The 24,197-nt window shown below is 71.7% G+C and carries 32 protein-coding genes; 24 read left to right on the top strand and 8 right to left on the bottom strand.

What is annotated here, in order from left to right:
- Positions 1–92: 92 nt before the first annotated feature.
- Positions 93–2,681, top strand: coding sequence for a M4 family metallopeptidase (locus tag QSK10_RS07905; protein ID WP_285661952.1), 2,589 nt, complete (start codon positions 93–95; stop codon positions 2,679–2,681).
- Positions 2,682–2,738: 57 nt separating this feature from the next.
- On the opposite strand, the gene pnuC is transcribed toward QSK10_RS07905, so the two are convergent.
- Positions 2,739–3,371, bottom strand: a complete 633-nt coding sequence (gene pnuC / locus QSK10_RS07900) for a nicotinamide riboside transporter PnuC (RefSeq protein ID WP_285661951.1) — start codon at positions 3,369–3,371, stop codon at positions 2,739–2,741.
- A 227-nt stretch (positions 3,372–3,598) separates the two neighbouring features.
- Between pnuC and QSK10_RS07895 the strand changes: the two genes are divergently transcribed.
- The 20 genes from QSK10_RS07895 (at position 3,599) to QSK10_RS07800 (ending at position 15,379) form a co-directional block, all read left to right on the top strand.
- Complete coding sequence (locus QSK10_RS07895; RefSeq protein ID WP_285661950.1) at positions 3,599–3,970, top strand: YbaB/EbfC family nucleoid-associated protein; 372 nt, start codon at positions 3,599–3,601, stop codon at positions 3,968–3,970.
- On the top strand, positions 3,967–4,290 hold the full coding sequence (locus QSK10_RS07890) for a hypothetical protein (protein ID WP_285661949.1): 324 nt from the start codon (positions 3,967–3,969) through the stop codon (positions 4,288–4,290). Before QSK10_RS07895 ends, QSK10_RS07890 begins: the two co-directional genes overlap by 4 nt.
- Positions 4,287–5,405: a WXG100-like domain-containing protein gene (locus QSK10_RS07885; protein ID WP_285661948.1), complete on the top strand. Its 1,119-nt coding sequence runs from the start codon at positions 4,287–4,289 to the stop codon at positions 5,403–5,405. The genes QSK10_RS07890 and QSK10_RS07885 overlap by 4 nt, the downstream gene beginning before the upstream one ends.
- A 483-nt stretch (positions 5,406–5,888) precedes the next feature.
- Positions 5,889–6,110 carry a hypothetical protein gene (locus QSK10_RS07880; protein ID WP_285661947.1) on the top strand — a complete coding sequence of 74 codons (222 nt, stop codon included), beginning with the start codon at positions 5,889–5,891 and terminating at the stop codon, positions 6,108–6,110.
- Complete coding sequence (locus QSK10_RS07875) at positions 6,107–6,379, top strand: hypothetical protein (RefSeq protein ID WP_285661946.1); 273 nt, start codon at positions 6,107–6,109, stop codon at positions 6,377–6,379. Before QSK10_RS07880 ends, QSK10_RS07875 begins: the two co-directional genes overlap by 4 nt.
- 169 nt (positions 6,380–6,548) lie before the next feature.
- Entirely contained in the window at positions 6,549–6,911 is a 363-nt protein-coding gene (locus tag QSK10_RS07870; protein ID WP_285661945.1) for a YbaB/EbfC family nucleoid-associated protein, read from the top strand.
- Positions 6,908–7,228, top strand: a complete 321-nt coding sequence (locus tag QSK10_RS07865) for a hypothetical protein (RefSeq protein ID WP_285661944.1) — start codon at positions 6,908–6,910, stop codon at positions 7,226–7,228. The genes QSK10_RS07870 and QSK10_RS07865 overlap by 4 nt, the downstream gene beginning before the upstream one ends.
- Complete coding sequence (locus QSK10_RS07860; protein ID WP_285661943.1) at positions 7,225–8,337, top strand: PPE domain-containing protein; 1,113 nt, start codon at positions 7,225–7,227, stop codon at positions 8,335–8,337. Before QSK10_RS07865 ends, QSK10_RS07860 begins: the two co-directional genes overlap by 4 nt.
- A gap of 53 nt (positions 8,338–8,390) precedes the next feature.
- The gene (locus QSK10_RS07855) at positions 8,391–8,930 is read left to right on the top strand and encodes a hypothetical protein (protein WP_285661942.1); all 540 of its coding nucleotides are present in this window, start codon (positions 8,391–8,393) and stop codon (positions 8,928–8,930) included.
- A gap of 148 nt (positions 8,931–9,078) precedes the next feature.
- On the top strand, positions 9,079–9,435 hold the full coding sequence (locus QSK10_RS07850; RefSeq protein ID WP_285661941.1) for a YbaB/EbfC family nucleoid-associated protein: 357 nt from the start codon (positions 9,079–9,081) through the stop codon (positions 9,433–9,435).
- The gene (locus tag QSK10_RS07845; protein ID WP_285661940.1) at positions 9,432–9,677 is read left to right on the top strand and encodes a hypothetical protein; all 246 of its coding nucleotides are present in this window, start codon (positions 9,432–9,434) and stop codon (positions 9,675–9,677) included. Before QSK10_RS07850 ends, QSK10_RS07845 begins: the two co-directional genes overlap by 4 nt.
- A complete protein-coding gene (locus QSK10_RS07840; protein WP_285661939.1) occupies positions 9,674–10,261 on the top strand; it encodes a PPE domain-containing protein in 588 nt (195 codons plus the stop codon). The genes QSK10_RS07845 and QSK10_RS07840 overlap by 4 nt, the downstream gene beginning before the upstream one ends.
- A 299-nt stretch (positions 10,262–10,560) precedes the next feature.
- Positions 10,561–10,782, top strand: a complete 222-nt coding sequence (gene infA, locus QSK10_RS07835; protein WP_013016493.1) for a translation initiation factor IF-1 — start codon at positions 10,561–10,563, stop codon at positions 10,780–10,782.
- Positions 10,783–10,807: 25 nt separating this feature from the next.
- Positions 10,808–10,921, top strand: coding sequence for a 50S ribosomal protein L36 (gene rpmJ / locus QSK10_RS07830; protein WP_012854604.1), 114 nt, complete (start codon positions 10,808–10,810; stop codon positions 10,919–10,921).
- 147 nt (positions 10,922–11,068) lie between these two features.
- On the top strand, positions 11,069–11,449 hold the full coding sequence (gene rpsM / locus QSK10_RS07825) for a 30S ribosomal protein S13 (RefSeq protein WP_285661938.1): 381 nt from the start codon (positions 11,069–11,071) through the stop codon (positions 11,447–11,449).
- A 41-nt stretch (positions 11,450–11,490) separates the two neighbouring features.
- The gene (rpsK, locus tag QSK10_RS07820; protein WP_285661937.1) at positions 11,491–11,895 is read left to right on the top strand and encodes a 30S ribosomal protein S11; all 405 of its coding nucleotides are present in this window, start codon (positions 11,491–11,493) and stop codon (positions 11,893–11,895) included.
- 18 nt (positions 11,896–11,913) lie between these two features.
- Positions 11,914–12,540, top strand: coding sequence for a 30S ribosomal protein S4 (gene rpsD, locus QSK10_RS07815; RefSeq protein WP_285661936.1), 627 nt, complete (start codon positions 11,914–11,916; stop codon positions 12,538–12,540).
- A 94-nt stretch (positions 12,541–12,634) separates the two neighbouring features.
- On the top strand, positions 12,635–13,651 hold the full coding sequence (locus tag QSK10_RS07810; protein ID WP_285661935.1) for a DNA-directed RNA polymerase subunit alpha: 1,017 nt from the start codon (positions 12,635–12,637) through the stop codon (positions 13,649–13,651).
- Positions 13,652–13,687: 36 nt separating this feature from the next.
- The gene (gene rplQ / locus QSK10_RS07805; RefSeq protein ID WP_285661934.1) at positions 13,688–14,230 is read left to right on the top strand and encodes a 50S ribosomal protein L17; all 543 of its coding nucleotides are present in this window, start codon (positions 13,688–13,690) and stop codon (positions 14,228–14,230) included.
- Between the two features lie 297 nt (positions 14,231–14,527).
- Positions 14,528–15,379 carry an SDR family oxidoreductase gene (locus QSK10_RS07800; protein ID WP_285661933.1) on the top strand — a complete coding sequence of 284 codons (852 nt, stop codon included), beginning with the start codon at positions 14,528–14,530 and terminating at the stop codon, positions 15,377–15,379.
- Between the two features lie 429 nt (positions 15,380–15,808).
- Here QSK10_RS07800 and truA read toward each other — a convergent pair whose 3' ends face one another.
- Positions 15,809–16,681, bottom strand: coding sequence for a tRNA pseudouridine(38-40) synthase TruA (gene truA / locus QSK10_RS07795; RefSeq protein ID WP_285662937.1), 873 nt, complete (start codon positions 16,679–16,681; stop codon positions 15,809–15,811).
- A 169-nt stretch (positions 16,682–16,850) separates the two neighbouring features.
- On the opposite strand from truA, the gene QSK10_RS07790 reads away from it, so the two are divergent.
- Positions 16,851–17,528, top strand: a complete 678-nt coding sequence (locus QSK10_RS07790; protein ID WP_285661932.1) for an MBL fold metallo-hydrolase — start codon at positions 16,851–16,853, stop codon at positions 17,526–17,528.
- Here QSK10_RS07790 and QSK10_RS07785 read toward each other — a convergent pair.
- Entirely contained in the window at positions 17,504–18,061 is a 558-nt protein-coding gene (locus tag QSK10_RS07785; RefSeq protein WP_285661931.1) for a CGNR zinc finger domain-containing protein, read from the bottom strand. The genes QSK10_RS07790 and QSK10_RS07785 overlap by 25 nt on opposite strands.
- 68 nt (positions 18,062–18,129) lie before the next feature.
- On the opposite strand from QSK10_RS07785, the gene QSK10_RS07780 reads away from it, so the two are divergent.
- Positions 18,130–19,377 (top strand): MFS transporter, encoded by a 1,248-nt coding sequence (locus QSK10_RS07780; RefSeq protein WP_285661930.1) that lies wholly within the window; start codon positions 18,130–18,132, stop codon positions 19,375–19,377.
- Between the two features lie 4 nt (positions 19,378–19,381).
- On the opposite strand, the gene QSK10_RS07775 is transcribed toward QSK10_RS07780, so the two are convergent.
- The gene (locus QSK10_RS07775) at positions 19,382–20,275 is read right to left on the bottom strand and encodes a hypothetical protein (RefSeq protein WP_285661929.1); all 894 of its coding nucleotides are present in this window, start codon (positions 20,273–20,275) and stop codon (positions 19,382–19,384) included.
- An 86-nt stretch (positions 20,276–20,361) separates the two neighbouring features.
- Between QSK10_RS07775 and QSK10_RS07770 the strand changes: the two genes are divergently transcribed.
- Positions 20,362–20,961, top strand: coding sequence for a class I SAM-dependent methyltransferase (locus tag QSK10_RS07770; RefSeq protein WP_285661928.1), 600 nt, complete (start codon positions 20,362–20,364; stop codon positions 20,959–20,961).
- Here the strand turns inward: QSK10_RS07770 and QSK10_RS07765 are convergent.
- From QSK10_RS07765 to QSK10_RS07750, 4 genes are all read right to left on the bottom strand, one after another.
- Positions 20,931–21,530 carry a GNAT family N-acetyltransferase gene (locus QSK10_RS07765; RefSeq protein ID WP_285661927.1) on the bottom strand — a complete coding sequence of 200 codons (600 nt, stop codon included), beginning with the start codon at positions 21,528–21,530 and terminating at the stop codon, positions 20,931–20,933. The genes QSK10_RS07770 and QSK10_RS07765 overlap by 31 nt on opposite strands.
- 89 nt (positions 21,531–21,619) lie before the next feature.
- Positions 21,620–22,051, bottom strand: coding sequence for a hypothetical protein (locus QSK10_RS07760; protein WP_285661926.1), 432 nt, complete (start codon positions 22,049–22,051; stop codon positions 21,620–21,622).
- A gap of 48 nt (positions 22,052–22,099) precedes the next feature.
- Positions 22,100–23,416: a hypothetical protein gene (locus QSK10_RS07755; RefSeq protein ID WP_285661925.1), complete on the bottom strand. Its 1,317-nt coding sequence runs from the start codon at positions 23,414–23,416 to the stop codon at positions 22,100–22,102.
- Positions 23,417–23,428: 12 nt separating this feature from the next.
- On the bottom strand, positions 23,429–24,178 hold the full coding sequence (locus QSK10_RS07750) for an RluA family pseudouridine synthase (protein WP_285661924.1): 750 nt from the start codon (positions 24,176–24,178) through the stop codon (positions 23,429–23,431).
- Positions 24,179–24,197 lie beyond the last annotated feature (19 nt).

Below are 24,197 nucleotides of genomic sequence, written 5' to 3'. Positions count from 1 at the left end.
TAGTCGGGTCTTGACGGACTGTGGTGATTCCCGATAGCAATACGGGCAACGTTGTTTAAAGCTTCCCGTGGGGAAGCAACAGGGAGGCAACGATGCCCAGAAAGTCCCATGCGGTTCCGTTACTGACGGCCGCGGCTCTCGTGGTCGCGGTCCTCGCCGCTCCTCCGGCACAGGCGGGGCCCGAACTGTCCGGCACCGACGAGCAGGCCCTGGCCGCCGCGCTCGCCTACATGGGGGACGGACCGGCCCCGCGGGGCGCGGCTCCGGCGCCCTTCACGGCCCTCTCCAAGACCGCCGACGGCGATGACGTCACCGTCCGGCTCCAGCAGAACCTCGACGGGGTGCCCGTCTTCGGCGCGCACACCCTCGTGCACCTCACCGGCGGGGCGGCCGACGCTGCCCAGGACCCGGTGACCGGCCGCTCCTACCCGGGCCTGTCGGTGTCGACGACGCCGACGGTCGCCTCGGCGCGCGCCGGTTCGCTCGCGCTGGCGAGCCTGGCCGACTTCCGCACGCGCGCGGCGGCGAAGGTGACCGGCGCGCAGCTGGTCGTCCTGCCGCTCGGCGCGGGCGTGCTCGCCTGGCGGGTCAGCGTCGCCGGGCTCGACTACGAGAAGCAGACCCCGCTGATGCGCGACGTGTTCGTCGACGCCGCCACCGGTGGGATCCGGCTCGCCTACGACACGGTGGAGTTCGCCGCGCCCGTCCACGGGTCGGGCACCGCCGCCGACGGCGACACCCTGCCGCTGGAGGCCTGGCGGAACGACGCCGGGGCCTATGAGCTGCGCGACCGGACCCGGCCCATGTGGGACGGCACCGAGGGCGAGGTCCTCACCTACGACGCCGAGGGCGGCAACTACTGGGACTACCTCGGGGTCCTGCCGCCGGACACGCCGCTGGTGAGCGGCCCGACGTCCACGTTCACCGGGCGCGCCACCGAGTCCGGCGCCGTCGACGCCCACTGGGGCGCCGGGCAGGTCTACGACTTCTACCGCGACAACTTCGGCCGCGACGGGCTCGACGGCCAGGGCATGACGATGGTGTCGGTGGTGGGCACGACCTACTTCGGGCGTCCCTTCATCAACGCGTTCTGGGACGGCACGAAGATGGTCTACGGCTGGGCCAACGGCGAGTACCGGCCCCTGTCGGCCGATCTCGACGTGGTCGGGCACGAGATGACCCACGGCGTCATCTCCCACTCGGCGAACCTGGTCTACATCGGGCAGTCGGGGGCGATGAACGAGGCGCTCGCCGACTACTTCGGCAACGCCATCGACGTGACCGTCTCGGGTACCCCGATGAGCGACCCGACGGCGGGGCTGCTGGGTGAGGACCTGTGCCGCACGACGCCGCCGGCCGAGTGCGCGCTGCGCGACCTGAACGACGCGCGGACCACGCTCGACTCGTTCCTGGGGGTGACGATCCGCAGCGACTCCGGCGGTGTGCACCTCAACTCCACCATCTTCTCCGGCGCCCTGTGGGACGCCCGGGAGAAGCTGGACCCGAAGGTCGTCGACAAGGTGGTGTACAAGGCGCTCACCGAGTACATGACGCCGACCGACACCTTCAGCGACGGGCGGGCGGCGGTGGAGGCCGCGGCGAAGAAGCTGAAGCTGTCCAAGGCCGATCAGCGGGTCTTCTCGCGGGCCTTCGACGCGCACGGCATTTACCCGGGCTGGGAGCGCGACCTGGGCGTGGACTCGCGGGTGCTGTTCAAGGGCGTCACCGACTCGCAGGTCATGATGAACGCCAGTGGCGGGGCCTACGCCGTCACCAGCTCCGACGAGCAGGGCGGCGCGCCGGCCGCGGTGTACGCGGGCAGCACCGACGGCGGGAAGGCGCGGCGGATCAGTCCCGATGACGGGCTGTGGCACTCCAGCCCGGCCACCGACGGGCGGACCGTGGTGTGGGAGGCCAGCGGGTACGTCGACGACGCGCCCTACGCGGCGGTGCTGGCGCGCTCGCTCAAGGGCGGGCCGGTGCGCGTGATCGCCGAGGCGCGCGACGGGACGTCCTACGCGTCCCCGACCGTCGACGGCGACACGATCGCCTACACCGCCAACGAGGTGGCGACCTTCGAGACCGAGGTCTACGTCAAGAAGGGTTCGGCCGCCGCGGTGAAGGTGACGCCGGGCGAGGGCATCCAGGGCTCGTGGCTGGACCTGCGCGGCGGGCGGCTGGGGTACATCGAGGTCGATCCTTCGGGCTCGTGGACCTACAAGCCGGCCGTGTACGACATCGCCTCGGGAAAGAAGACCTACTTCGAGGCCAGCACGGACTTCGTCTACAACAAGGACGTCGTCCTCGGCTCCGACGGGCTCAGCTGGGTCCGCGACAGCGATGTCGACGGCACGGCGGCGATCATGCGGGCCGACTACGACGGTTCGCACGTGCGCGCGCTCATCGCCGAGGACGCCGCCGACGCGCCGTTCCAGCCGGTGCTGGACGGCAGTGACCTGTTCCTGACCTACGCGAGTCGCGACAAGGCCGGGGCCGGGAACGCCGGTCTGCCGAAGCTGCACCAGTTCTCCGTCTACGGCGGTAAGCCGTGGCGGGTCTCGTGCAACCGCGGCGACCAGGGCCAGTTCGCCGCCGACGAGTTCCTGCGCGTGGTGTGGCTGGACGGGACCACCGGGTCGAGTGACCTGGTGACCCGCTTCTTCCCCGCCGGGCGCTGCTAGCGACGGATACGACGAGGGCGCGCTCCCATTCGCGGGAGCGCGCCCTCTTGGCGTGCCTCAGGCCTGGACGGCGCGTCTGGCGGTGCTGCGCCAGTCCAGGAAGCCCTTGATGACCAGGACGGCGAAGACGATGTAGACCAGCGCCGAGAAGTACAGGTGCGCGCCGATCTGCAGCGGCACGCCGACGATGTCCACCGCCAGCCACACCAGCCAGAAGTCGACCAGGCGGGCGGCCTGCGCGGCGAAGGCGACGAGGGTGCCCACGAAGATCCAGGCGTCGGGGAAGGGGTTCCAGGACGCGTAGAAGCCCTGCGCGTTCAGGTAGGCCAGCAGCCCGCCGAAGGCGGCGGTCCCGGCCAGCATCACCGCGGCCATGATGACGCGCTCCTTCGCCGTCGCCGAGCGCACGACCATCCCGAAGACGGCCTTCTTGTGGCGGGTCCAGGCCCACCAGCCGAAGACCGAGATCAGCAGGATCGCCACCTGCCGCGCGGCCAGGCCGTACAGCGGCGCCGAGGCGTAGACGATGAAGAGCATGACGGTGGCCAGGATCTGCACCGGCCAGGTCCAGATGGTGCGCCGGTCGGCGAGCAGCACCACCAGCAGGGCCGAGATCTGGCCGATCAGTTCGGCCCAGGAGATCTTCTGGCCCAGGAGGTTCAGGCCGTGATCGAGGAGGAGGCTGCTCACGGTGGCGAAGCCTACCGCCGGGGTAGGGAAACGCGGTAGGGGTTGTGTCGGACGCGAAACCGTGGAATTTCCGTATGGATCCTTCGCGTTCCCTGATGGTTCATCGCGGGCCTGAGCGGCCCGGTGTCCGGTGCGCGATCTTGCGGGCGCTTCGGGTGGCTTTCGGTCCCGGTGGGGCTTTCCGGGCGTCAAGGCGCGCTGACGGGCCGCTTGTAGCTTCCCGTCCCATGACGCAGCAGTTCGACCTCGACGAGTGGACCCGCGGGTTCGAGGAGCGCATCGCGGTGATGCGGCGGCGCGCCGAGGAGGCGAGCGCGGCCCTCACCGAAGGCGAGAGCACGCACACCACCCGGGACGGATCGGTGACGGTGACCGTCGGCCCGTCCGGCGCGCTGGTGGACGTCCGCTTCGGCGCGCGCGCCGAGGGCATGAGCGCGCCGCAACTGTCGACGGCGATCATGGCCGCCTACCGCGAGGCCGCCACGGCGTCCGCGCGCCGCCTCCAGGAGACGATGTCGGGCATCGTCGGCGCCGACTCCCAGATCATGGACGTGTTCAAGACGCACGTGCCGGTCCCCGGCGAGGAGGACAACCGGTGACCGCCCCCGGCTACGGCGTGACCCCCGACGCGGTCACCGCGCACGGCGAGCACCTCCAGAACGCGATCATGGACCGCGTCCGGCTCGTCGTGGACGCCGCCGACCAGGTGAAGTTCGGCGACGACGAGGTCTACGGCAAGATCCTCGCCCACGTCATCCCCCCGATCGTCACCGCGTGCACCGGGGACGCCGTGGCGGCCCTGCGCAAGCTCGCCGACCTCGGCGACGAGGTCACCGGCAACGTGAAGGCCGTCGCCGAGACCTACCGCGAGGCCGACGACGCCGTCCGCGCGCTGATGGAAAAGATCATCACCCGATGACCAACCCCCTCATCGTCACCGCGGGCAGCCCCAACCCCACCGGCGGGGCGCGACTGGCCGACTCGGCGTACAACACGGTCAACGACTTCAAGAACATCGGCGGGGAGAACTTCTCCGGCATCGCCCTGGGCATGGACCTGCTCACCGTCGGCCTGGACTTCCTGGCCGTGGTTGCCAACCCGCTCAAAGAGCTGATGATGGCCGGGATCGGTTTCCTCATCGAGCAGGTCGAGCCGCTGCGCGAGGCGATCCACGCCGTCACCGGCAACCCCTACGAGATCACCGCGCTGGCCAAGACGTGGACGCAACTGGCCGTCGAACTGCGGCAGGCCGCCGACGACTACACCGCCGCCACCGGGCAGCTGAAGGACTGGCACGGCGAGACCGCCGAGGGGTACCTGCGCGTCGCCGCCGACTTCCAGATGTCGCTCAAGGGCGCCGCCTCCTGGTGCGAGGAGGTCGCCACCGGAGTGGCGGTGACGGGGGCGGTGGTGTCGACCATCAAGGCCCTCGTCGTCGAGCTGATCTCGGACCTGGTGTGCCGGGCGATCATGGTCCTGGTGCCCGCCATCGCCTCCGCGGCGGTGACTTTCGGGGCCTCGCTCGCCTCGGGCCTGTCGTGGTTCTTCGCGCAGATGGCCATCACGTGCGCCCGGATCGGCTCGGCCTTCGCCAAGCTCCTCAAGGCCGCCGGGCGCCTCGCCGGGCGCTTCGGGCGCATGGGGCAGACCATGCGCACCGTCGGGAACAAGCTGGAGAGCGCCGGGACGAACCTGGCCTCCAAGAGCCGTGCCATGCGCAGCAACGCCGCCAACCGGCACGCCGACTTCGCCACCAAGGCCGACGCGTGGAAGACCGGGACGCACACCAAGATCGGCGACCTGAAGAAGAAGTGGCAGGACAACTACAAGTGGGGCAACCCGAAGGTCGCGGCCAACGCGCCGGACAAGAGCTGGTACGACCCGGCGGTGCGGTGGACGGGCTCGTATCCCGCCACCGGGATCCGGGGCGCGGCCTCGGGGACCAAGGACGCGTTCGGGTCGCGGCAGGAGGGCACCGCCCATGAGATGGACGCCGGGAAGGACGAGCGGCCGGCGACGGGGGGTAAGGCGTGAGCCGAGGGCGGAGGTGCGGCGGGGGTGGCGTAGCCGGGCCTCGCGGGCCGTAGGCGTGGGCTGGGAAGCGGGCACACGGGCGGGACGGCGCGTGTGCCACGCGCCGAAAAGACCCGGGCGTATGTGGGTGCTCGCGGCCGTGGGTTGGCGTCTTCTCCGCTTGGTGCCCAAGGGGCTTTGCCCCCTGGACCCCCACCAGGGAACTCCGTCCCCGCCGACCCCGGAATCAAGACACTTCTCCCGAGCCGGGGGCGGGCTTTGTTCTTCGGCACACGGTGATTCGTGGCTCTGGGGGTTGGTTGCGCCGCTGCACGCGCGCGTCCTTCACAGACACGCGGCCAAAACCCTTCCCTCGCGCCCCTCGGCCTCCGGCCTCAGGCGGTCCGGCCGACCGCCCGTGGCCGCGGCTCGCCGCGTTCCTCCCCGCCCTGGCCGGGGATACCTCACCACGATCACGATCCTGAAAGGAAGGAAGAAGTCGGCATGAGCGGATACGGCGTCGACCCCGGTGACCTCACCCGGCACGCCCACGCGACCCTGGAGCTGCTGGCGCCCCTGCGCGCCGCGCTCGCCTCCGGCGATCTCGACCCGGCCACCCTCGCCGCGCTGCGCGGCCTCACCGAGCTCGGCGAGGGACTCAGCACACTGGTGGACGCCTCCGCCCTCGCCTACGCCCGCTGCGAGACCGAGGGGACGTGGGCGTGAGCGGTCCGGAACCGGTGGTGGCGGCGCTGCTGGCCGCGGCCGACGCGCACGAGGCGGCGGTCGCCGCCCTGACGTCCTGGCACGGCGAGGCCGCCGACGGCTACCGGGCGGTGGCCGCGCTCTTCGCCGGTGAGCTGCGGGCCGCCGCCGGCGCCCTGGCCGCAGGGGACGCCGGGGCTCTGCGCGACAAGGCCCGCGACCACCGGGAGGTCGCGGCGTTCATGCTCGCGCGAGCCGCCACGGTGCGGGCCGAGCTCACCGGCGGCTAGCCGGATCTCTTTCGTGCCAACATTTTCCGCCGTCTCAACGGGTCCTGCCAGCGACGTCATCTCAAGTTTCCCTTCGTTAGCGGAAGATCCACTTGAACGTCACGATCGTGTCCCGCCGTCCCGTCTAGGCTCGCGTGTCCGAATCCGACGGAGATGCTGGGACGGCGCGATGGCACAGTTCGATTACGAGGAATGGGCGCGCGGCTTCGACGACCAGATCGCGGTCATGCAGGAGAAGGCCGAACGGGCCTCCGCCGCGGTGACCGAAGGGGACTACACCCACAGCCACCGGCGCGGCGTCCTCACCATCACGGTCGGGGCCTCGGGCAACGTGGTCCAGGTGCGGTTCGGCGCGGCCGCCGAGGGCCTGTCGGCGCCGCAGCTGTCCATCGCGTTCATGGAGACCTACGGCGAGGCCGTCACCGAGGCCGCCCGGCGGCTCCAGGAGCGGCTCGCCGAGATCACCGGCGACACCTCCTCCCTCATGGAGGTCCTGCGCGCCAACGTGCCCCTCCCGGACGCCGACCGGTGAGCACCGGATACGGGGTCGACCCCGTCGTCGTGAAGGCGCACGCCACCGTCCTGAAGAACCAGATCATGGACCGCGTCAAGCTCGCCGCCGACGCCGCCGGGCAGGTCAAGTTCGGCGACCGAAGCGTCTACGGCGTCCTGCTGTCCACCTTCATGCCCGACATCGTCGAGGCCTGCACCGGCGACGCCGCCGACGCCATCAAGAAGATGGGCGAGCTCGGCGACGGCATCGCCAAGAACGTCGACGCGGTCGCGGCCAACTACGCCACGACCGAAAAGGACCTGCGGGACATGATGGAAAGGATCATGACGCGATGACCAACCCCATGATCGTCGGCGAGCGCGATCCGCAGCCGTTCGCCGGCGTCCGCGTCATGTCGGGCGGGTACAACGCCTACACCGACATCAAGGCGGGCCTGGACGGCGAGGGCTGGAACGGCATCGCCCTCGGCATCGACGGCGCGCTCATCGCCCTGGACTTCCTGTCGGTGGTGGCCAACCCGCTCAAAGGACTGATGGTCTCCGGCATCGGCTGGCTGCTGGACCACGTGGAGTTCCTCCAGGAGACCATCCACTTCTTCACCGGCGACCCCTACGAGGTCACCGCGCTGGCGGCCACCTGGACGCAGCTGTCGGTCGAACTCAACCAGGCCGCCGACGAGTACGAGCAGGTCACCGCGGGCCTCACCGGCTGGAACGGGCAGGCCGCCGACGGCTACATGACCGTGGCGGGGGAGTTCCAGGTCTCGCTGCGGGGAGCGGCGGCCTGGTCGCAGGAGGTGTCCCGGGGCATCGCGATGACCGGCGTGGTCGTGGCCACCATCAAGGACCTGGTCGTCAAGCTCATCTCGGACTTCGTCACCCAGGTGATCATGGTCGTGGTGCCCGCGGTGGCCTCGGCGACGGTGACCTTCGGGGCGTCCCTGGCCAGCGCGATGGGCTGGTTCTGGGCGCGGCTGGCCTCGGTGATGGCGAGCATCGGCAAGCAGATCGCCAAGCTCATGAAGGTCTGCGGCAAGCTCGCCGGGCGCTTCGGGAAGATGGGCGGCGCCATCCAGAAGGCGGGCACGAAGATGGGCAACGCGAGCAAGGACCTGGCGATCCGCAGCAAGAACCTCGCCGACAACGCCTCGCTGCGCCAGATGGACCTCAAACTGCGCGGCGAGGGCTGGAAGCAGGGCGGTCACAACAGGGTCGACGCCTTCAAGACCGGCTGGCAGAACAAGGTGAGCACCGGCAACCCGTGGGTGGCCAAACCGGCTCCCGGGCAGCCCCCGAACCACTCCTGGGACAACCTCGTGCGCGGCGCGGGCAACTACCCCAACAGCGCCGGCAAGGGCGCCATGAAGGGCATCCGCGACGGCATGGCCTCCCAGAAGGAAGGCGACCCCACCAAGCTCGACCCGAACAAGGACGAGTCCCCGTAGACCGCGCGGCGGCCGGGCACCGGTCCGGCCGCACCACCCCGTGGAAGGACCACATGAACGGCTACGGCGTCGACCCCGCCGCCCTGCGCCACCACGCCGACGCGACGCGCGCCGCCCTCGACCCGGCGCGCGGCCTGACCGCCGAAGGCGAGGCCGCCACCGCGGCCCTGCGCGCGCTCGTCGACTTCGGCGACCAGCTCGCCGACTTCGTGCGCGCCAGCGCCGACGCCTACGCGCGCGTCGACACCGCCCGGCTGTGGGAGACCGGGAGCCCCGAGGCCGAACCCGCCTCGCCCCCGCCGTCACCCGCCCCCCGGGCCGACCCCGGCGGGGACCCGGTGGCGGCCCTCCGCGCCGCCGCCGACGCCCACGAGACCGCCGTCGCCGCCCTCACCGGCTGGACCGGCCGCGCCTCCGAGGGCTACCGGGGCGTCGCGGCGATGCTGGCCACCGAACTGCGCGCCACCGCCGCGCTCCTCGCCACCGGCGACGCCGACGGGCTGCGCGGCAAGGCCCGCGCATACCGCGAAGTCGCCGCCGTCCTCGCCGAACAGTCCACCGGCGCCGAGATCCTGCCCACACCCACCCCGTGAACCGGGCGGGCCGACCAGCCCGGAACCACCCGTTCACCCGACCCGGACGCCGTCCGGTTCGCCGGAACCGTACCCGTCTCGGATTTGGCATCCCATTACGCACCCGATGTACTTTCGCGATCCCACCACGACGAGCACGGGATGTGTCATGACGCGTTCCTTCGACTTCGACGACTGGACCCGCCGCCTCGACGAGCGGCTGGACCACATGCACCGGCGGGGAGAGCGCGCGGGGGCGGCGCTCGCCGGGGCGACCTTCACCGGCCGCGACCGCGACGGGACCGTCACCGTCACCGTCGGCGCGGCCGGGAACCTCCTCGCCGCCGACTTCACCGACCGGGCCACCGGCCTGCCGCCCGCACGCCTGTCGGCGGCCCTCATGGACGCCCACGCGCAGGCCGCCGACGCGGCCGCCGCCCACGTCCACCTCGCCCTCGACGAGCTCGGCGTCGGCGACCTCACCGCCGTGGCCACCGGACGCCGACCCGAAGGAGTGGACGGGTGAACTACGGAGTCGACCCCGCCGGACTGCGCGAACACGCCGAACGCGTCCGCGACGAGGTCGTCGCGCGCGTCCGCGCCGCCGCCGACCTCGCCCGCGGCGTCCCCGGCGAGACCGGCACCGCCGCCGCCCTGCGCGGCCTGGCGGTGATGGGCGACGAGCTCGCCGGGCTCGTCCACGCCACCGCCGCCGCCTACGCCGGCACCGAGCAGACCGCCACCCGCGCCATGGACGGCGAACGGTGATCCGGGAGACCGCCGAGGCGCTCGCCCGGCACGAGGGCACCGGCGGCGCCTGGGAGCGCGTCGCCGAGGAGCTGCGCGCGGCCGCCGAGGCCTACACGCGCGCCGTCGACAAGCTCACCTGGACCGGGCCCGGCGCCGCCTCCTACCTGGCGGTGGCCGCGTCCTACCGCCGGACGCTGCTGGAGGCCGCCGAGCGCGCCGACGCCGTCGCCGCCGACGTCCGGCGCGAAGAGGAACAGGCCGACACCACCGTCGCGCTGGAGAGCGCGGCGGGCGTGCTCGCCGAGATCGCCGCCGTGCACGGGCTGGCCCAGGCCATGTCCGAGGCCACCGGCGGCGCCTCGATGCTGGCCGCCGTCGCCTGGCACGCCTCGCGCGGCGAGGAGGCCCTGGGCGTCCTGCGCGACGCGGTGGAGCGGACCCGGGCCGCCTCGCGCCGGGTCGCCGAGCGCGGCGCGCGCGCCGGGGACGACGACCGGGGACGGGCGGTGGGCTACGCCGAGGTGAGCGAGCTGCTCGCCGTCCAGTCGGCGCGGCTGCGCGGCCGCGCCGGAGCCGATGATCTGGGTCACAGCACGGGATGATCCCGGTCTCTCGGGACATTGACGTACCTGCCGGGCCTGGGGTGACATCACGCCCCGTCGCGCGAGCGAACTCACGTTCCGCGTACCCTTCCGGACCCGAAGTGGCGGGTCTCGATGAAGGGGAGTAGAGTTCAGCGCTGGCGCAGCGCGCCCATTCTGCCGTGCCTAGGAGCGCTTCCCAAGGCCGGCGGAGCGGCTGAGGGTGCGTGTGCCTTCCGGGTCCGTCCCGGGCAACTCTGCGAACCAACGGATCGCGGAGCCACATTGTTCGCAATCAGAAAGTCACGGTAGCGGAGGACATGCCGAAAAAAGACGGCGCCATCGAGATCGAGGGTCGTGTCATCGAGCCCCTGCCCAACGCCATGTTCCGGGTGGAGCTGACCAACGGCCACAAGGTTCTGGCCCACATCAGCGGCAAGATGCGACAGCACTACATCCGGATTCTGCCGGAGGACCGTGTCGTGGTGGAACTTTCCCCCTACGACCTGTCCCGCGGCCGGATCGTCTACCGCTACCGCTGACCGACGAAGACACAAAAGGGCAGCCGTGAAGGTCAAGCCGAGCGTTAAGAAGATCTGCAACAAGTGTCGCGTGATCCGCCGCCACGGCCGGGTCATGGTGATCTGCGAGGACCCGCGCCACAAGCAGCGTCAGGGTTAATTCGCGGCCCACCGGGCACCGCAGCGTCCCCCGCCGTCCGCGCTCACGCGTGGACGACCCCTGGTATCGGAGGCCAGGGCCTCATCACGGGCTGATGAGGGATGGGGTGGCGACGACCTCCGTACATACAAGGAGCACCAGCCTTTTATGGCACGTCTAGTCGGTGTCGACCTCCCGCGCGAAAAGCGTCTGGAGATCGGCCTCACCTACATCTACGGCCTCGGCCGTACCCGTGCGATCGCCACCTGCGCGGGCACGGGGATCGACCCCAACAAGCGGGTCAAGGACCTCACGGACGCCGAGCTCGTCCAGCTCCGTGACTGGATCGAGCAGAACTACCAGGTGGAAGGTGACCTTCGCCGCGAGGTCGCCGCGGACATCCGCCGCAAGGTCGAGATCGGCTGCTACCAGGGCATCCGGCACCGCCGCGGTCTGCCGGTGCGCGGTCAGCGCACCCGCACGAACGCTCGCACCCGCAAGGGTCCGAAGCGCACCGTGGCCGGCAAGAAGAAGCCCGGCAAGAAGTAGCACCGGTCCCTACAGGCTTTTAACAAGGAGCGCATAGACACATGCCGCCTAAGGCACGCGCCGGAGCCGTCAAGAAGCTCCGCCGCAAGGAAAAGAAGAACGTCGCTCACGGGCACGCCCACATCAAGAGCACGTTCAACAACACCATCGTCTCGATCACCGACCCCACCGGTGCCGTCATCTCCTGGTCGTCGTCCGGCCAGGTGGGCTTCAAGGGTTCCCGCAAGTCGACTCCGTTCGCCGCGCAGATGGCCGCCGAGGCCGCCGCTCGCCGCGCGATGGAGCACGGCATGCGCAAGGTCGACGTCTTCGTCAAGGGTCCCGGCTCCGGCCGTGAGACCGCGATCCGTTCGCTCCAGGCGGCGGGTCTTGAGGTCGGCCAGATTCAGGACGTGACCCCGCAGCCGCACAACGGCTGCCGCCCGCCCAAGCGGCGCCGGGTCTGAGGTAGGGGATTAGAGACAATGGCTCGTTACACCGGACCTGACTGCCGTCGCTGCCGTCGCGAGAAGGTCAAGCTGTTCCTCAAGGGCTCCAAGTGCGAGAGCGCGAAGTGCCCGCTTGAGTCGCGCCCCTACCCGCCCGGCCAGCACGGCCGCGGCCGTCCGAAGGAGACCGAGTACCTCCTTCAGATGCGCGAGAAGCAGAAGGCCAAGCGCACCTACGGCGTGCTTGAGAAGCAGTTCCGCAACTACTACGAAGAGGCCAACAAGCGCCAGGGCAAGACGGGTGAGGTTCTCCTGGAGATCCTTGAGTCGCGCCTGGACAACGTGGTTTACCGCGCCGGCTACGCCAAGTCCCGTGACATGGCCCGCCAGCTGGTCAAGCACGGCCACTTCATCGTGAACGGCCGCAAGGTCGACATCCCGTCCTACCGGGTCTCCCCGAAGGACATCATCGAGGTGCGCGCCAAGTCCACCGAGATGACGCCGTTCCTCGTCGCCCGCGCCGAGGCCGGCGAGAAGCGCGTCCCGGCGTGGCTGGAGCCCATCCCGAGCCGCATGAAGATCCTGGTTCACTCGCTGCCGGCCCGCTCGGTCATCGACACCCAGGTCCAGGAGCAGCTCATCGTCGAGCTCTACTCGAAGTAGCAGCTCACCGGCCGCGTCTGGTCCACCAGGCGCGGCCGACACCGTGTTCGCGGACGTCAAATAGTGGTCGTCCCCGTACTACTGGAGGAAGTCAGTGCTCATCACTCAGCGACCGTCCCTGGTCGAAGAGTCCATTTCCGAGACGCGCTCCAAGTTCACCATCGAACCCCTGGAGCCCGGTTTCGGTTACACCCTCGGGAACTCGCTGCGCCGTACGCTGCTCAGCTCGATCCCGGGCGCGGCGGTCACCTCGATCAAGATCGACGGCGTGCTGCACGAGTTCACCACCATCCCCGGCGTGAAGGAAGACGTCGTCGAGCTGGTGCTGGCCGTGAAGCAGCTGTGCGTGTCTAGCGAGCACGACGAGCCGGTCACCATGTACCTGCGCAAGCAGGGCCCGGGCGAGGTCACCGCCGGTGACATCCAGCCGCCCGCGGGCGTGTCCGTGCACAATCCGGACCTGCACCTGGCGACCCTGAACGGCAAGGGCCGTCTCGACATGGAGTTCACCGTCGAGCGTGGGCGCGGTTACGTCTCCGCCCCGCAGAACAAGGCGCCGAACTCCGAGATCGGCCGGATCCCCGTCGACTCGATCTACTCGCCGGTGCTGAAGGTCAGCTACCGCGTCGAGGCGACCCGTGTCGAGCAGCGGACCGACTTCGACAAGCTCATCGTCGACGTCGAGACCAAGCCGTCCACGACCCCGCGCACCGCACTGGCCTCCGCCGGTTCCACGCTGGTGGAGCTGTTCGGGCTCTACCGCGAACTCGACTCGACCGCCGAGGGCATCGACGTCGGGCCGTCCCCGCAGGACGCCCAGATGGCCGCCGACCTCGCGCTGCCGATCGAGGACCTGGAGCTGACCGTCCGCTCGTACAACTGCCTGAAGCGCGAGGGGGTAGACACGGTCGGTGAACTGATAAACCGCACCGAGGCCGACCTGCTCGACATCCGCAACTTCGGGCAGAAGTCGATCGACGAAGTGAAGATGAAACTCGCCGGCATGGGACTGTCCCTCAAGGACTCCGTGGGCACCTTCGACCCGGCCGAGGCCGTCGACGCCTTCGGTGAAGACGACGGCGACGACTACCGGGAGACCGAGCAGCTCTAAGCTGCGGCGGCACTGTAAACACAAGGAGCTAGACCAATGCCACAGCCCACCAAGGGCGCGCGCCTCGGCGCGGGGCCGTCGCACGAGAAGCTGCTGCTGGCCAACCTGGCCACGTCGCTGTTCAAGCACGGCAAGATTCAGACGACCGAGGCCAAGGCGCGCAAGCTGCGTCCCTTCGCCGAGCGCCTGGTCACCTACGCCAAGCGCGGCGACCTCGCCTCGCGCCGTCGCACCCTCGCGATCCTCCACGAGAACGACGTGGCCCACGCCCTCTTCGAGGAGATCGCCCCGCGCTACGCCACCCGCAACGGTGGTTACACCCGCATCACCAAGCTCGGCCCGCGCAAGGGCGACAACGCCCCCATGGCGCAGATCGAGCTCGTGGAGGAGCTGGTCGTGAGCGCTGCGGCCCCCGCCGCGAAGAAGGAGGCCCGCAAGGCCGCCAAGTCCGAAGCCGTGGCCGCCCTCGCGGGCGAGACCGAGGAGACCCCGGTGGCCGTGGCCGCCGAGGAGACCCCGGTCGAGGCCGCCGCCGAGGTCGCTTCTGACGAGGACGAGAAGAAGGACGACGAGAAGTAGTCGTCGTTCTTCCGAACGTGGAACGGCCCCCGCTTCGGCGGGGGCCGTTTTTTGGTGGGCCGGGGGCGGGCTCGTCTCGGGTGGCGGCCGGTGCCATCGCCGGGCCGGTGGCCTTCGGCGATGTGGTCTCGCGCACCGTACCGGCGGCGTCCACGGCTCTGCGGGCGGTGTCCTCCCAGGTCACGGCGCCGCCGGGGTTCGCCGTGCGGGTGCCGGATCTTTTGGGGCCGGGGTTGACCTGAACCTTAGTTGATGTACGAGAGTCGTCTCATCGGAACGCGAGATGAGGAGACGGCGATGACACAGCCCAGGATTCTGGTGACCGGAGCGACCGGGAAGGTCGGCGGCGCACTGGTCGCCCAGCTGCACGCGGCGGGCGTCCCCGTGCGGGCGCTGGTGCGCGGCGAGGCCGCCTTCCCGGCGAGCGTGGAGACGGTACGCGGCGACCTGGGCGACCCCTCGTCGCTGGACGCGGCCCTGGACGGCGTCGACGCGGTCTTCCTGGTGTGGCCGTTCCTGAGCGCGGCGGGCGCGTCCGACGTGATCGACGTGATCGGCGAGCACGCCCGCCGGGTGGTCTACCTGTCCTCCGCCGGGGTGGCCGACGCGGCGGAGGAGCCCGGCGAGGCGATCACCACGTTCCACGCCGAACTGGAGCGCCTGATCGAGGCCTCCGGCCTGGAATGGACCGCGCTGCGGCCCACGGGCTTCGCCGGCAACACCCTCGGCTGGGCCGACGAGGTCCGCACCACCGGGGTCGTCCGGGCCCCACTGGCGAACCTGGCCCGTCCCCTGATCCACGAGGCCGACATGGCCGCGGTCGCCCTCAAGGCACTGACCACCGACACCCTCCTCGCCGCCCGCCCCGTGATCACCGGCCCCGAACTGGTCACCCAGGAGCGGCAGGTCGCGCTGATCGCCGAGGCGATCGGCCGCCCGGCCCGCTTCGAGGAGATCGGCCAGGCCGAGGCGATGGCGGAGATGAAGGCCGCGGGTTACCCGCCCGAGCTGGTGGACGCCGTGATCCCGGCCCAGGCCAAGCTGCTGGCCGAGCCGGAGCCGGTCAACGACGAGGTCGAGCGCATCACGGGCAGCCCGGCGCGGACGTTCAGGCAGTGGGCGGTGGACCACGCGGGGGACTTTCGCTGAGGGGGATTGGCGGCGGCCGGGGCGATGGGGTCGTGGCCCGGGACGGGGACACCGGCGGGCATGGAGGCCGCTGGCTCGCCTGGCGCGCAGCGGCCGCGACGGCCCGGACCGCTTCCGTGCCGACCGGTGGATTCGCGCGGCTTGCCACCGGAGGGGCGTGACGGCGGGTCGGCCGGGGCCGTGATTGTCCACATTGGGTTATCCACATTGGGGTGCTTGTCCACAGGCCGCGCGATGGGCCGTTTGGTGGAGCACGCGTGGGGTGGGGGTACGTTCGCCCCAGCGGGGCGGGCTTCGGGCCCCCACCGAAATGAGGTGCCGCGTTGCGATCGTGCGGGTGGCGGTGGCGGTGGCGGTGGCGGTGCGGAGCGCGGGAGCGGGGTGCGAGGGCGGGAGCGTGAGCAGGGCGCGAGTCGTGGGTGGCCCTTGCTAGTCGCCGGTGGTGCTCCCGAGCGTCCGCATCCGCCGGGTGGCACCGTCCCGTGCGAGCCAGCCGTCCCGGTCGGCCGGGTAGTCGACCCGCACCAGCGTCAGGCCGTGCGCCGGGGCCACCACGACCTCGCTGGACCGCTCGGAGCGCGACAGCAGCGCCACCGGCCATTCCGCGGCCCGCCGTCCGTCGCCGACCGCGAGCAGCGCGCCCACCAGGCTGCGCACCATCGAGTGGCAGAAGGCGTCGGCGGAGACCGCCACCAGGATCGACCCGTCGTCCGAGCGCGTCACATCGAGCCGCGACAGGGCACGGATCGTCGTCGCGCCCTCCCGCCGCTTGCAGAAGGCCGCGAAGTCGTGCTCACCGAGCAGGGTCGCCGCCGCCCGGCCCATCGCGTCCACGTCGAGCGGACGGTTCCAGGCGAGCGTGTCGCGCCGCTTCAGGGGCTGCACGCCCCACACGTCGTCGGCGATGCGGTACTCGTAGTGCCGGGCGAGGGCGGAGAACCGCGCGTCGAAGGCGGGATCGATCTCCTCGACGCCCGTCACCCGCACGTCCGGCGGCAGGATCCCCCTGAGCCGCCACAGGACCTTCGCCGCGCCACCCGACGTCGCCCACCGTTCGGCGTCCACGTCCGCGTGGCAGACCTGGCCCGTCGCGTGCACTCCCGCGTCGGTGCGGCCCGCCACCACCAGCGTCCGCAGCCGCCCGAACAGGTGCTCCAGGCCCGTGCGCACCTCTCCGGCGACCGTCCGCGCCGAAGGCTGCGGCGCCCAGCCGTGGAACTCGGTGCCGTCGTAGCTGATCGAGAACCGCAGCCGGACGGTCGGAACCGGCTCGGCGGCGGGCTCAAGGGCGGGCGCGGGGATGGGAGTGGGCTCGGCGGCGGCTTCGGTCACGCTGGTCAGGATGGCATGCGCCCCACCGGCGACGGCCACGCGGGCCACTCAGGGTCCGGCCCACCCCTCTGCCCTGAGCTGATCCGCGCACGGCTGAACCCCTCCGTCCCACCCCGCCCGCGGCCGTAGCTTTCCCCACATGAACGCAGTCATCCCCGGTTCCCTGTACCGCCTCGACGCTCCCGTCGGTCACGCCTACCTGTGGCGGGACGGCGATGAGCTCACCCTCGTCGACACCGGCCTGAAGGGCTCGGGTGCGGCCATCGCCGATGCCGCCGCGCGGCTGGGTGGGCGGATCGTGCGGCTCGTCATCACGCATGCGCACGAGGATCACTACGGGGCCGCCGCCGAGTTGGGCGGCGATGTCGAGATCGTCGCGCATGCCGGTGACGCCGCCGTGGTGCGGGGTGAGGAGCTGATCGCGCCGCCGGTGCTGGCCGATTGGGAGCGGGCGGTGTGGGACGCCGTGCACGCCGAGCCGTTGCCGCCCGCGCCGCCCGTGCGGGTCGACCGGGTGGTCGCCGACGGCGAGGTGCTGGACTTCGGGGGTGGCGCGGTCGTCGTGCACGTGCCGGGGCACACGCCCGGCAGCATCGCGGTGCACCTGCCCGCGTACGGGGTGCTGTTCGCGGGTGACGCCTTCGCCAATGTCGGCGGGCGGGCGATGCCGGGCGTGTTCAACGTCGACAGCGCGATGGCCGCGGACTCGCTGGGGCGGCTGGCGGCGCTGGAGCCCGCGCTGGTGCTGCCCGGGCATGGCGAACCGGCGGACGGTGCCGCGCTGAGCGCGGCCTACGAGGCGGTGCGCTTGCGGTAGGCGCGCATCTTCGCGCGGCTGCCGCAGATGCTCATCGTGCACCAGCGGCTGCGGCCGGAGCGGCTGGCGTCGTAGTAGACCCAGCGGCAGGAGTGCATCGCGCAGGCCTTCAGGCGGCGCCAGGTGCCCTCGGCGGCGGCCTTCGTCACGGCGGTGGCGAGGGCCGCCGTGAGCGCCTCCAGATCGCCGAGGCCGGGCGCGGGACCGATGTCGGTGTCGCCGTGGGCGTCGACGCGCAGGACGAGGTGGGCGCGGTCGAGGACGCGGGTGAGCTCGGCGAGGCGGTCGGGGGGCACGTCGACGCCGGCGTGGGCCTGGCAGACGTCGCGGAGGAGCTCGCGCAGGTCCAGCAGGGCGGCCAGGTCGCCGGGGGTGAAGTCGCGCAGGGGCAGGCCGTGCGCTTCGCAGAAGGCGATGAGCCCGGTGGTGTCGGCCAGGTCCTCGCGCCCCACTTCGATGTCGGTGGTGTTCAGGAAGTCCTGGACCAGGGCGATCACGCCCGGAGCCGGTTCGCGGTCCCCCGGTTGATACATGCGAAAAGGTTACCCCTAAACTTCCCACGCCGGTAACGTTACCGGTGAAGTTACTATGGAGGTAACGCTTGACTCATGTTCTTCGCCGGAACCGGGACTTCCGCCGTTTCTGGCTCGGACACACCATCTCGGTGTTCGGTGGGGACGTCACCTACGTCGCCCTCCCGCTGATCGCCACGCTCGTCCTGGGCGCCGGTGCCGCGGGCGTGTCGGCGGTCGCCACGGCGGGCGTGCTGCCGAGCATCCTGCTCTCGCTGTTCGCGGGCAACTGGCTGGAGACGCGCAGGCGGCGGGGCGTCATGATCACCGCCGACATCGCCCGGGCCGCACTGCTGGGCGCGCTGCCGGTGGCGTGGGCCCTGGACGCGCTGACGCTGCCGCTGATGGTGGTCCTGGCGTTCCTGACGGGCGTGGCCACCGTCGTCTTCGACCTGGCGAGCTTCGCCTACGTGCCGACCATGGTCGACGCCGAGGACCTGCCCGCCGCCAACCAGGCCAGCCAGGGCTCGACGACGGCGGCGCAGGTCGCCGGACCGGGCGTCGCGGGGCTGCTGATCACCCTGCTCGGACCGGTGCTCGCGCTCGTCGTGGACGCCGCCAGCTACCTGGCCAGCGCCCTCGGCATCGCCGGCGCCCGCCGGGCCGAGCCCCTGCCGCCCAGGCCCGACCGGCGCCCGGGAGTGTTCAGCGGGCTGAGGCTGGTCCTGGCCAACCCGTTCATGCGCGCCATGACCGTGCACGCCGCCGTGTACAACGCGGGCGCCCAGATCCTCATGATCAACATGGTGGTCATGGCGGTGCGGGAGCGCGGCCTGGCCCCCGGCTGGTACGGCCTGGCCCTGTCCGCCGCGGGTGTCGGCGCGCTGCTGGGGACGCTGATCGCGCTGCGGCTGATCCGGCGGTTCGGCTTCGGCCGGTCCTTCATGATCGCCCTCGCCCTGGAGACGGGCGCGCCACTGCTGCTGGCGGCGATCCCGTGGGACGGCCTCGCCTTCGGCGGCGCGCTGGCCGGACTGGACTTCATCGCCGGTGTCGGCCTGGGCGTGGCGAACGTCCTCTCGGTGACACTGCGGCAGAACGTCCTGCCGCAGGGCACGATCGCCCGCAGCAACGGCAGCTACCGCATGATCACCTACGGCGTCCTGCCGATCGGGGCCGCGCTCGCCGGGATCCTCGGCGAGACCATCGGCACGCGCGCCAGCGTCGCGGTCGGGACGGCGGCCATGGCGATCTCGGCGCTGCCGATGGTCGCGCGGCGCGTGCGGCGGCTGCGGGACGTGCGCGAGGCCCGTCCCGAGCCGGTGCCGGTCGGGTGAGGCGCTACTCGCCCCGCCAGTGCAGCGCGCCCGCCAGGTGCGTGTCGACGACCTCCCCGACGATCGCGGAGTAGGCCGGATCGTTCTGATCGGCCTTCTTCCCGTCGGTGGGTGCGATGACCGCGTACAGCAGGTAGTGGCCGTAGGTGTTGTAGCCGACGACGGTGGCGCTGCGGCCCAGGACCGCCGACTCGCCGCCGTCGTGCAGGGTCGTGAAGTCCCCGGCGTCCTCCTCGACACCGGCGCGCACCGCCTGCGCGCCCGCCGCGTCGGCGAGGTTGACCACCCCGGCGGTCAGCGCGAACGCGCCGTCCTCCCGCAGGAGCGTGGCGCGCACGACCTGGCTGCACTCGTAGCGGTCCAGGAGCTTGGCCAGCTCGCCGGTGGCGGCCTGCCGGCAGTCGGGCAGGTCATCGGACTTCAGGACCCGGTACCCGGCGACGGCGCCGAAGGCCTCGGCCACGGTCACCGCCTCAGTGTCGGTGGCGCGGGACGCCAGGCGGTCCACGCTCGGGGACGCCGCGGGCGGCGGCGCCACCGTCTCCGGCGGGATCACCCGGTCGTCGCGCAGCAGGAAGAACGTGCCCGCAGCGCAGGTGGCCAGCAGCGCGATACCGGTGATGGTGGCCAGGATCCGCAACCACGACCGGGAGTTGGCGCGGGACTGCGCCACCCGGCGCGGTTGCGCCCGCCGCGCGCCCGGCTGCCGCCTGCGGGGGCCCAGACGCGGGTCGACCAGGGGCTCGGCCTCGTAGGGGGTCTCGTCGATGATCGTCTCGGGAAAGGCTTCGTACGGGGGCGCTTCGTCCGTCGGGCCGGCGGGGGCGCGAAAGGGGGAAGGTCCACCGTCGAGCTCGCGACGCCGGGAAGAGGCGTCCGTCGCGGTGCGATAACTCACGCGGACAGAGGGTAGTCAAGTAAGCGGGCCGGCGTGCCGAGATCCTGGAGAATCGTCACACCATCGGGGACGACAGAATGGTCGCCATGACGCAGGAGCACTACTTCTCGGCCGAGCCCACGGGCGAGGAACGCCGCCGCTACGTGAACGTGTCGGCCGCCGGACGCCAGTTCCGGCTGGTCGCATCATCGGGCGTGTTCTCCGCCGACCGGCTCGATCCCGGTACCGCCGTGCTGCTGCGGAAGGCGCCCATCCCGAAGGAGAAGGGCGTCTACCTGGACCTCGGCTGCGGCTACGGGCCGATCGCGACCGCGCTGGCGGCGTCCAGCGGCGGCGTCGTGCACGCCGTCGACGTGAACGCGCGCGCCCTGGAACTCGCCCGGGAGAACGCCAAGGCGCACGGCCTGGCCGACGCGGTGATCGCCTCGACCCCGGACGAGGTGCCCGATGGAGTGGTCTTCGACGAGATCTGGTCCAACCCCCCCATTCGTGTAGGCAAGGCCGTCGTCCACGAGCTCATGGAGACGTGGCTGCCGCGCCTCGCCGAGGGCGGCACCGCCTGGCTGGTGGTGGCCAAGTTCCTGGGCGCCGATTCGCTCCAGGGCTGGCTCACCGAGCGCGGCTGGGACGTGGAGAAGCACGCCAGCCAGAAGGGCTACCGGGTCTTCGCCGTCCGCAGGGCGTAGGAACCTCCGGGACCGTCGCCGCGCTGCCCGGTCCACGGGCGCGGGTCGTCCTCGACGATGGCGTAGGCGGCCGAGTCGCGCCATTCGCCGCGCTGGAGGGTGTCGGAGCGGTGGACGCCCTCGAAGCTCAGCCCGCACTTCTCCAGCACCCGCCGGGAGCCGATGTTGGCCGGGTCGGTGTGGCCGATGACGCGGTGCAGGCCCAGGTCGTCGAAGGCGAAGTCGATCAGCAGGGCCGCGGCCTCGGTCGCCAGTCCCTTGCCCCACTGATCGTGGGCCAGGACGTAGCCGACCTCGCCGGTGTGGCGGCCGCGCAGCTCGATGCCGCCGGTGCCGATGACGCGCCCGTCGAGGGTGAGGGCGAGCTTGTAGCGGGCCCGCTCGGGGTCCTCCAGGGTGCCCAGCTGCTCGCGGAGGTAGTCGCGCAGGGCGTCGGCGGGCGGCACGTCCTCGTCCAGGGTCTTGTCGAAGACCGCGGGGTGGACGAGCAGGTCGTGGAGGGCCTCGGCGTCGGCGGGGGACATCTCGCGCCAGCACACGCGCGGCCCGACCAGAGTGACAGGAAACATGACGTAAGTATGACGCCACATAGGCGTCATTACAAGTCAAAGAAGAGGGCCTCCCGATTCCCACCGGGAGGCCCGTACGTTCGCGCCGGTCAGCGGCCCATCCGCCGCAGCCCGACGAACTGGAGCTCGGCGAAGGCGGCGACCACGACCGCCTGGACGATCATCATCCCGACGCCCACCGCCGTCAGCGGCCACAGGCCCGCCACCACCGCGATGACGCAGTCGACGGCGTAGACGGCGTTCAGCGCGATCACCGCCCACGTCAGGCCCCGCGACGGCGCCGGCCGCGAGCCCAGGGCGAAGACGCCGGCCGCGTAGGCGAGCAGGAAGGCCCCCAGGCCCGTCTGGATCCCCAGCGGGACGCCCGTGAGGTCATCGGCCAGGCCCAGGCCGGTCGCCAGGAGCAGCAGGCCCGACAGGCCGGTGGCGACACCGTCGACGCGCAGGGCCAGACGAAGGAAGCGGGCGGGGGAGAGGGTGGCAGTGGGGTTCGGGGTGGGAGTAGCGAGCGAGGCGTTCATGGCGGTTCCCTTTCGAGCCGGGGTTCGTTGCGACGAGCCCCAATCTGCTCAGGAACCACTGCCTCGCACAGACTCCGCACTGCCAACGGGGGCCGAAAGTACTGCCAGAGACTGCCGAAGTTCGGCCGCGACCAGTTCGGCCGCCCGATTCTGCCAGTTGTGCAACGTTCGTTCCGGCACCCCGGCGCGGAACCACTTGAGGGCCGCCGCCGCGTCCGGCGTCAGATCGTCGTGCCGCGCGCGGACGCTGTACGGGCGCAGGCCGACCACGTACGGGTAGTGGACGGCGTTGAAGAAGCGCCACTCGTCGGAGGTGCCGAACTCGCCGGGCACCGGCCGCAGCCGCTCGACGCCGTCCCGCAGCAGCGACTTGAGCTCGGCGGCGCGCTCCAGCGGTCCGTCGGCGGCACCGCGCGCGGCGAGGCGCTCGCCGAGGGCGGGGACGGTGGTGAGCGGGCTGGCCACCAGGCGGCCGAGGTGGGCGTAGTCGCGCAGGGCGCGGCGGACGAGGCGGGTGAACTCCGCGTCGTCCCAGGCGGGGGCGGGCTCGGCGGGGCGGCGGGCGACGGCCTCGACGGCGTCGCGCAGGTCGGCGGCGTCGGTGCGGGTGAGGCGGTCCACGAGCCGCAGGAGGAAGGCGTGCAGCGGCTGGATGGCCACGGCGGCCCCCACGACGCCGAACAGCAGCGCGACCATCGGCGCGGTGCGGCCGGTGGCGAGCATCGCCAGCCACGCCTGGCCGCCGAAGACCAGCGCGGCGAGCCCGGCGGTGACGGCCGAGCGGGCCAGGTCGGGCCCGAGGCTCGCGCCCTCCTCGAAGGCGTCGGAGACGACCACCGCGACGGCCAGGATCACCAGGTCGACGCCCAGCAGTGGCAGCGACAGCCACGATGGCAGCAGCCCGGAGGCGTAGATCGGTGTGGCCATGCCCAGGGCGAAGAGGATCGTGGCGGTCACCGTCAGGGCCCGCGCGCCCTTGTGCCGGACGCGCTTGACGGTCAGCGCGAGCGTGAGCGGCGGCAGCAGCGCCAGGACGGTGAACGCCACCAGCGGCGCGACCGGGCGGCCCAGCGTCGCCGCGGCGACCACGACGCCGAGGGCGGCCACGGTGATCGTGGCGCGCCGCTGCCACGCCGGGACGTCCCCGGCCAGGTGCAGCAGCACCATCGGCCACGCCACCAGTGGCACCAGGAACAGGCCGGTCGGCCACAGCGTGCCCGGCGCGATCGCGTCGGCGGCCAGCGCCAGGGCGTAGCCGAGCGCGCCGGTCGCGGCCCACCGGACGGCGGGTTTGCCCGGCGCGCGGGCCAGGAGGTGCGCCCCGAGCCAGGCGGCCAGGGCGAACGTGAGGAGTTCTACCGGCATCCGCCCATGCTGTCAGGCGATGATCGACCCCGGATCGGCCAGGCCCGTGGGCGCCCAGAAGTCCGCGCCCGGGAACGCCTCCAGGTCCAGGCGGCGTCCGTCGTGGTCGAAGGACAGCCGCCAGGAGTGCAGGGCGGTGCGCCCGGTGGCGACCTCGTCTTTTGGAACTCTGTCGAAAAGGGGATCGCCGATGATCGGCTGCCCGATCCAGGCCAGGTGCACCCGGATCTGGTGGCGGCGGCCGGTCTCGGGGATGAGCGCCAGGACGGTGTGCGTCCCGTCCTGCCACAGCCGCCGGAACGCCGTGGTCGACGGGTAGGTCTTGACGTGGGTGAACACGTCGGCGTCGGGGACGCCCCAGATCCCGCCGTGCTCGGCGATCGACTCGCGGGGAGCGGCCACGCGGACGCGGTTCTTGCGGCCCACCGACAGCGGCAGCTCGATCGTCCCCGACTCCGGCAGGCCCGTCCCGGCGGTGACCGCCAGGTAGGTCTTGGCGACCGTGCGCTTGTTGAACTGCCTGGTCAGCGCGCCGTGCGCGGCGAGGTCGGTGGCGAACAGGATCAGCCCGGAGGTCACCTTGTCGATGCGGTGCGCCGGGTAGAGGGTCACGCCCTCGTCGGCGGCGAGGCGGACGATGTCGGTGTCGTGGCGCTCACCGGTCACCGACAGCCCGGCGGGCTTGTCCAGCACGATCGTGGTGGCGTCCTCGTGGACGGTGTGGGCGGCCTTGACGTCCGCCCAGGTGATGTCGGTGGTCACGGCGAAGATCGTAGCCGGG

It is taken from the genome of Actinorhabdospora filicis, assembly GCF_030269765.1.
Lineage (GTDB): Bacteria > Actinomycetota > Actinomycetes > Mycobacteriales > Micromonosporaceae > Actinorhabdospora > Actinorhabdospora filicis.
This window is presented reverse-complemented; position numbering and strand designations above follow the sequence as displayed.

Bases quoted from the DNA above. Each gene is read 5' to 3' on its own strand.
- QSK10_RS07905 (WP_285661952.1), top strand. From the start codon at position 93: ATGCCCAGAAAGTCCCATGCGGTTCCGTTACTGACGGCCGCGGCTCTC.
- QSK10_RS07895 (WP_285661950.1), top strand. From the start codon at position 3,599: ATGACGCAGCAGTTCGACCTCGACGAGTGGACCCGCGGGTTCGAGGAG.
- QSK10_RS07885 (WP_285661948.1), top strand. From the start codon at position 4,287: ATGACCAACCCCCTCATCGTCACCGCGGGCAGCCCCAACCCCACCGGC.
- QSK10_RS07880 (WP_285661947.1), top strand. From the start codon at position 5,889: ATGAGCGGATACGGCGTCGACCCCGGTGACCTCACCCGGCACGCCCAC.
- QSK10_RS07870 (WP_285661945.1), top strand. From the start codon at position 6,549: ATGGCACAGTTCGATTACGAGGAATGGGCGCGCGGCTTCGACGACCAG.
- QSK10_RS07860 (WP_285661943.1), top strand. From the start codon at position 7,225: ATGACCAACCCCATGATCGTCGGCGAGCGCGATCCGCAGCCGTTCGCC.
- QSK10_RS07855 (WP_285661942.1), top strand. From the start codon at position 8,391: ATGAACGGCTACGGCGTCGACCCCGCCGCCCTGCGCCACCACGCCGAC.
- QSK10_RS07850 (WP_285661941.1), top strand. From the start codon at position 9,079: ATGACGCGTTCCTTCGACTTCGACGACTGGACCCGCCGCCTCGACGAG.
- infA (WP_013016493.1), top strand. From the start codon at position 10,561: ATGCCGAAAAAAGACGGCGCCATCGAGATCGAGGGTCGTGTCATCGAG.
- rpsM (WP_285661938.1), top strand. From the start codon at position 11,069: ATGGCACGTCTAGTCGGTGTCGACCTCCCGCGCGAAAAGCGTCTGGAG.
- rpsK (WP_285661937.1), top strand. From the start codon at position 11,491: ATGCCGCCTAAGGCACGCGCCGGAGCCGTCAAGAAGCTCCGCCGCAAG.
- rpsD (WP_285661936.1), top strand. From the start codon at position 11,914: ATGGCTCGTTACACCGGACCTGACTGCCGTCGCTGCCGTCGCGAGAAG.
- rplQ (WP_285661934.1), top strand. From the start codon at position 13,688: ATGCCACAGCCCACCAAGGGCGCGCGCCTCGGCGCGGGGCCGTCGCAC.
- QSK10_RS07800 (WP_285661933.1), top strand. From the start codon at position 14,528: ATGACACAGCCCAGGATTCTGGTGACCGGAGCGACCGGGAAGGTCGGC.
- QSK10_RS07790 (WP_285661932.1), top strand. From the start codon at position 16,851: ATGAACGCAGTCATCCCCGGTTCCCTGTACCGCCTCGACGCTCCCGTC.
- QSK10_RS07785 (WP_285661931.1), bottom strand. From the start codon at position 18,061: ATGTATCAACCGGGGGACCGCGAACCGGCTCCGGGCGTGATCGCCCTG.
- QSK10_RS07770 (WP_285661928.1), top strand. From the start codon at position 20,362: ATGACGCAGGAGCACTACTTCTCGGCCGAGCCCACGGGCGAGGAACGC.
- QSK10_RS07765 (WP_285661927.1), bottom strand. From the start codon at position 21,530: ATGTTTCCTGTCACTCTGGTCGGGCCGCGCGTGTGCTGGCGCGAGATG.
- QSK10_RS07760 (WP_285661926.1), bottom strand. From the start codon at position 22,051: ATGAACGCCTCGCTCGCTACTCCCACCCCGAACCCCACTGCCACCCTC.
- QSK10_RS07755 (WP_285661925.1), bottom strand. From the start codon at position 23,416: ATGCCGGTAGAACTCCTCACGTTCGCCCTGGCCGCCTGGCTCGGGGCG.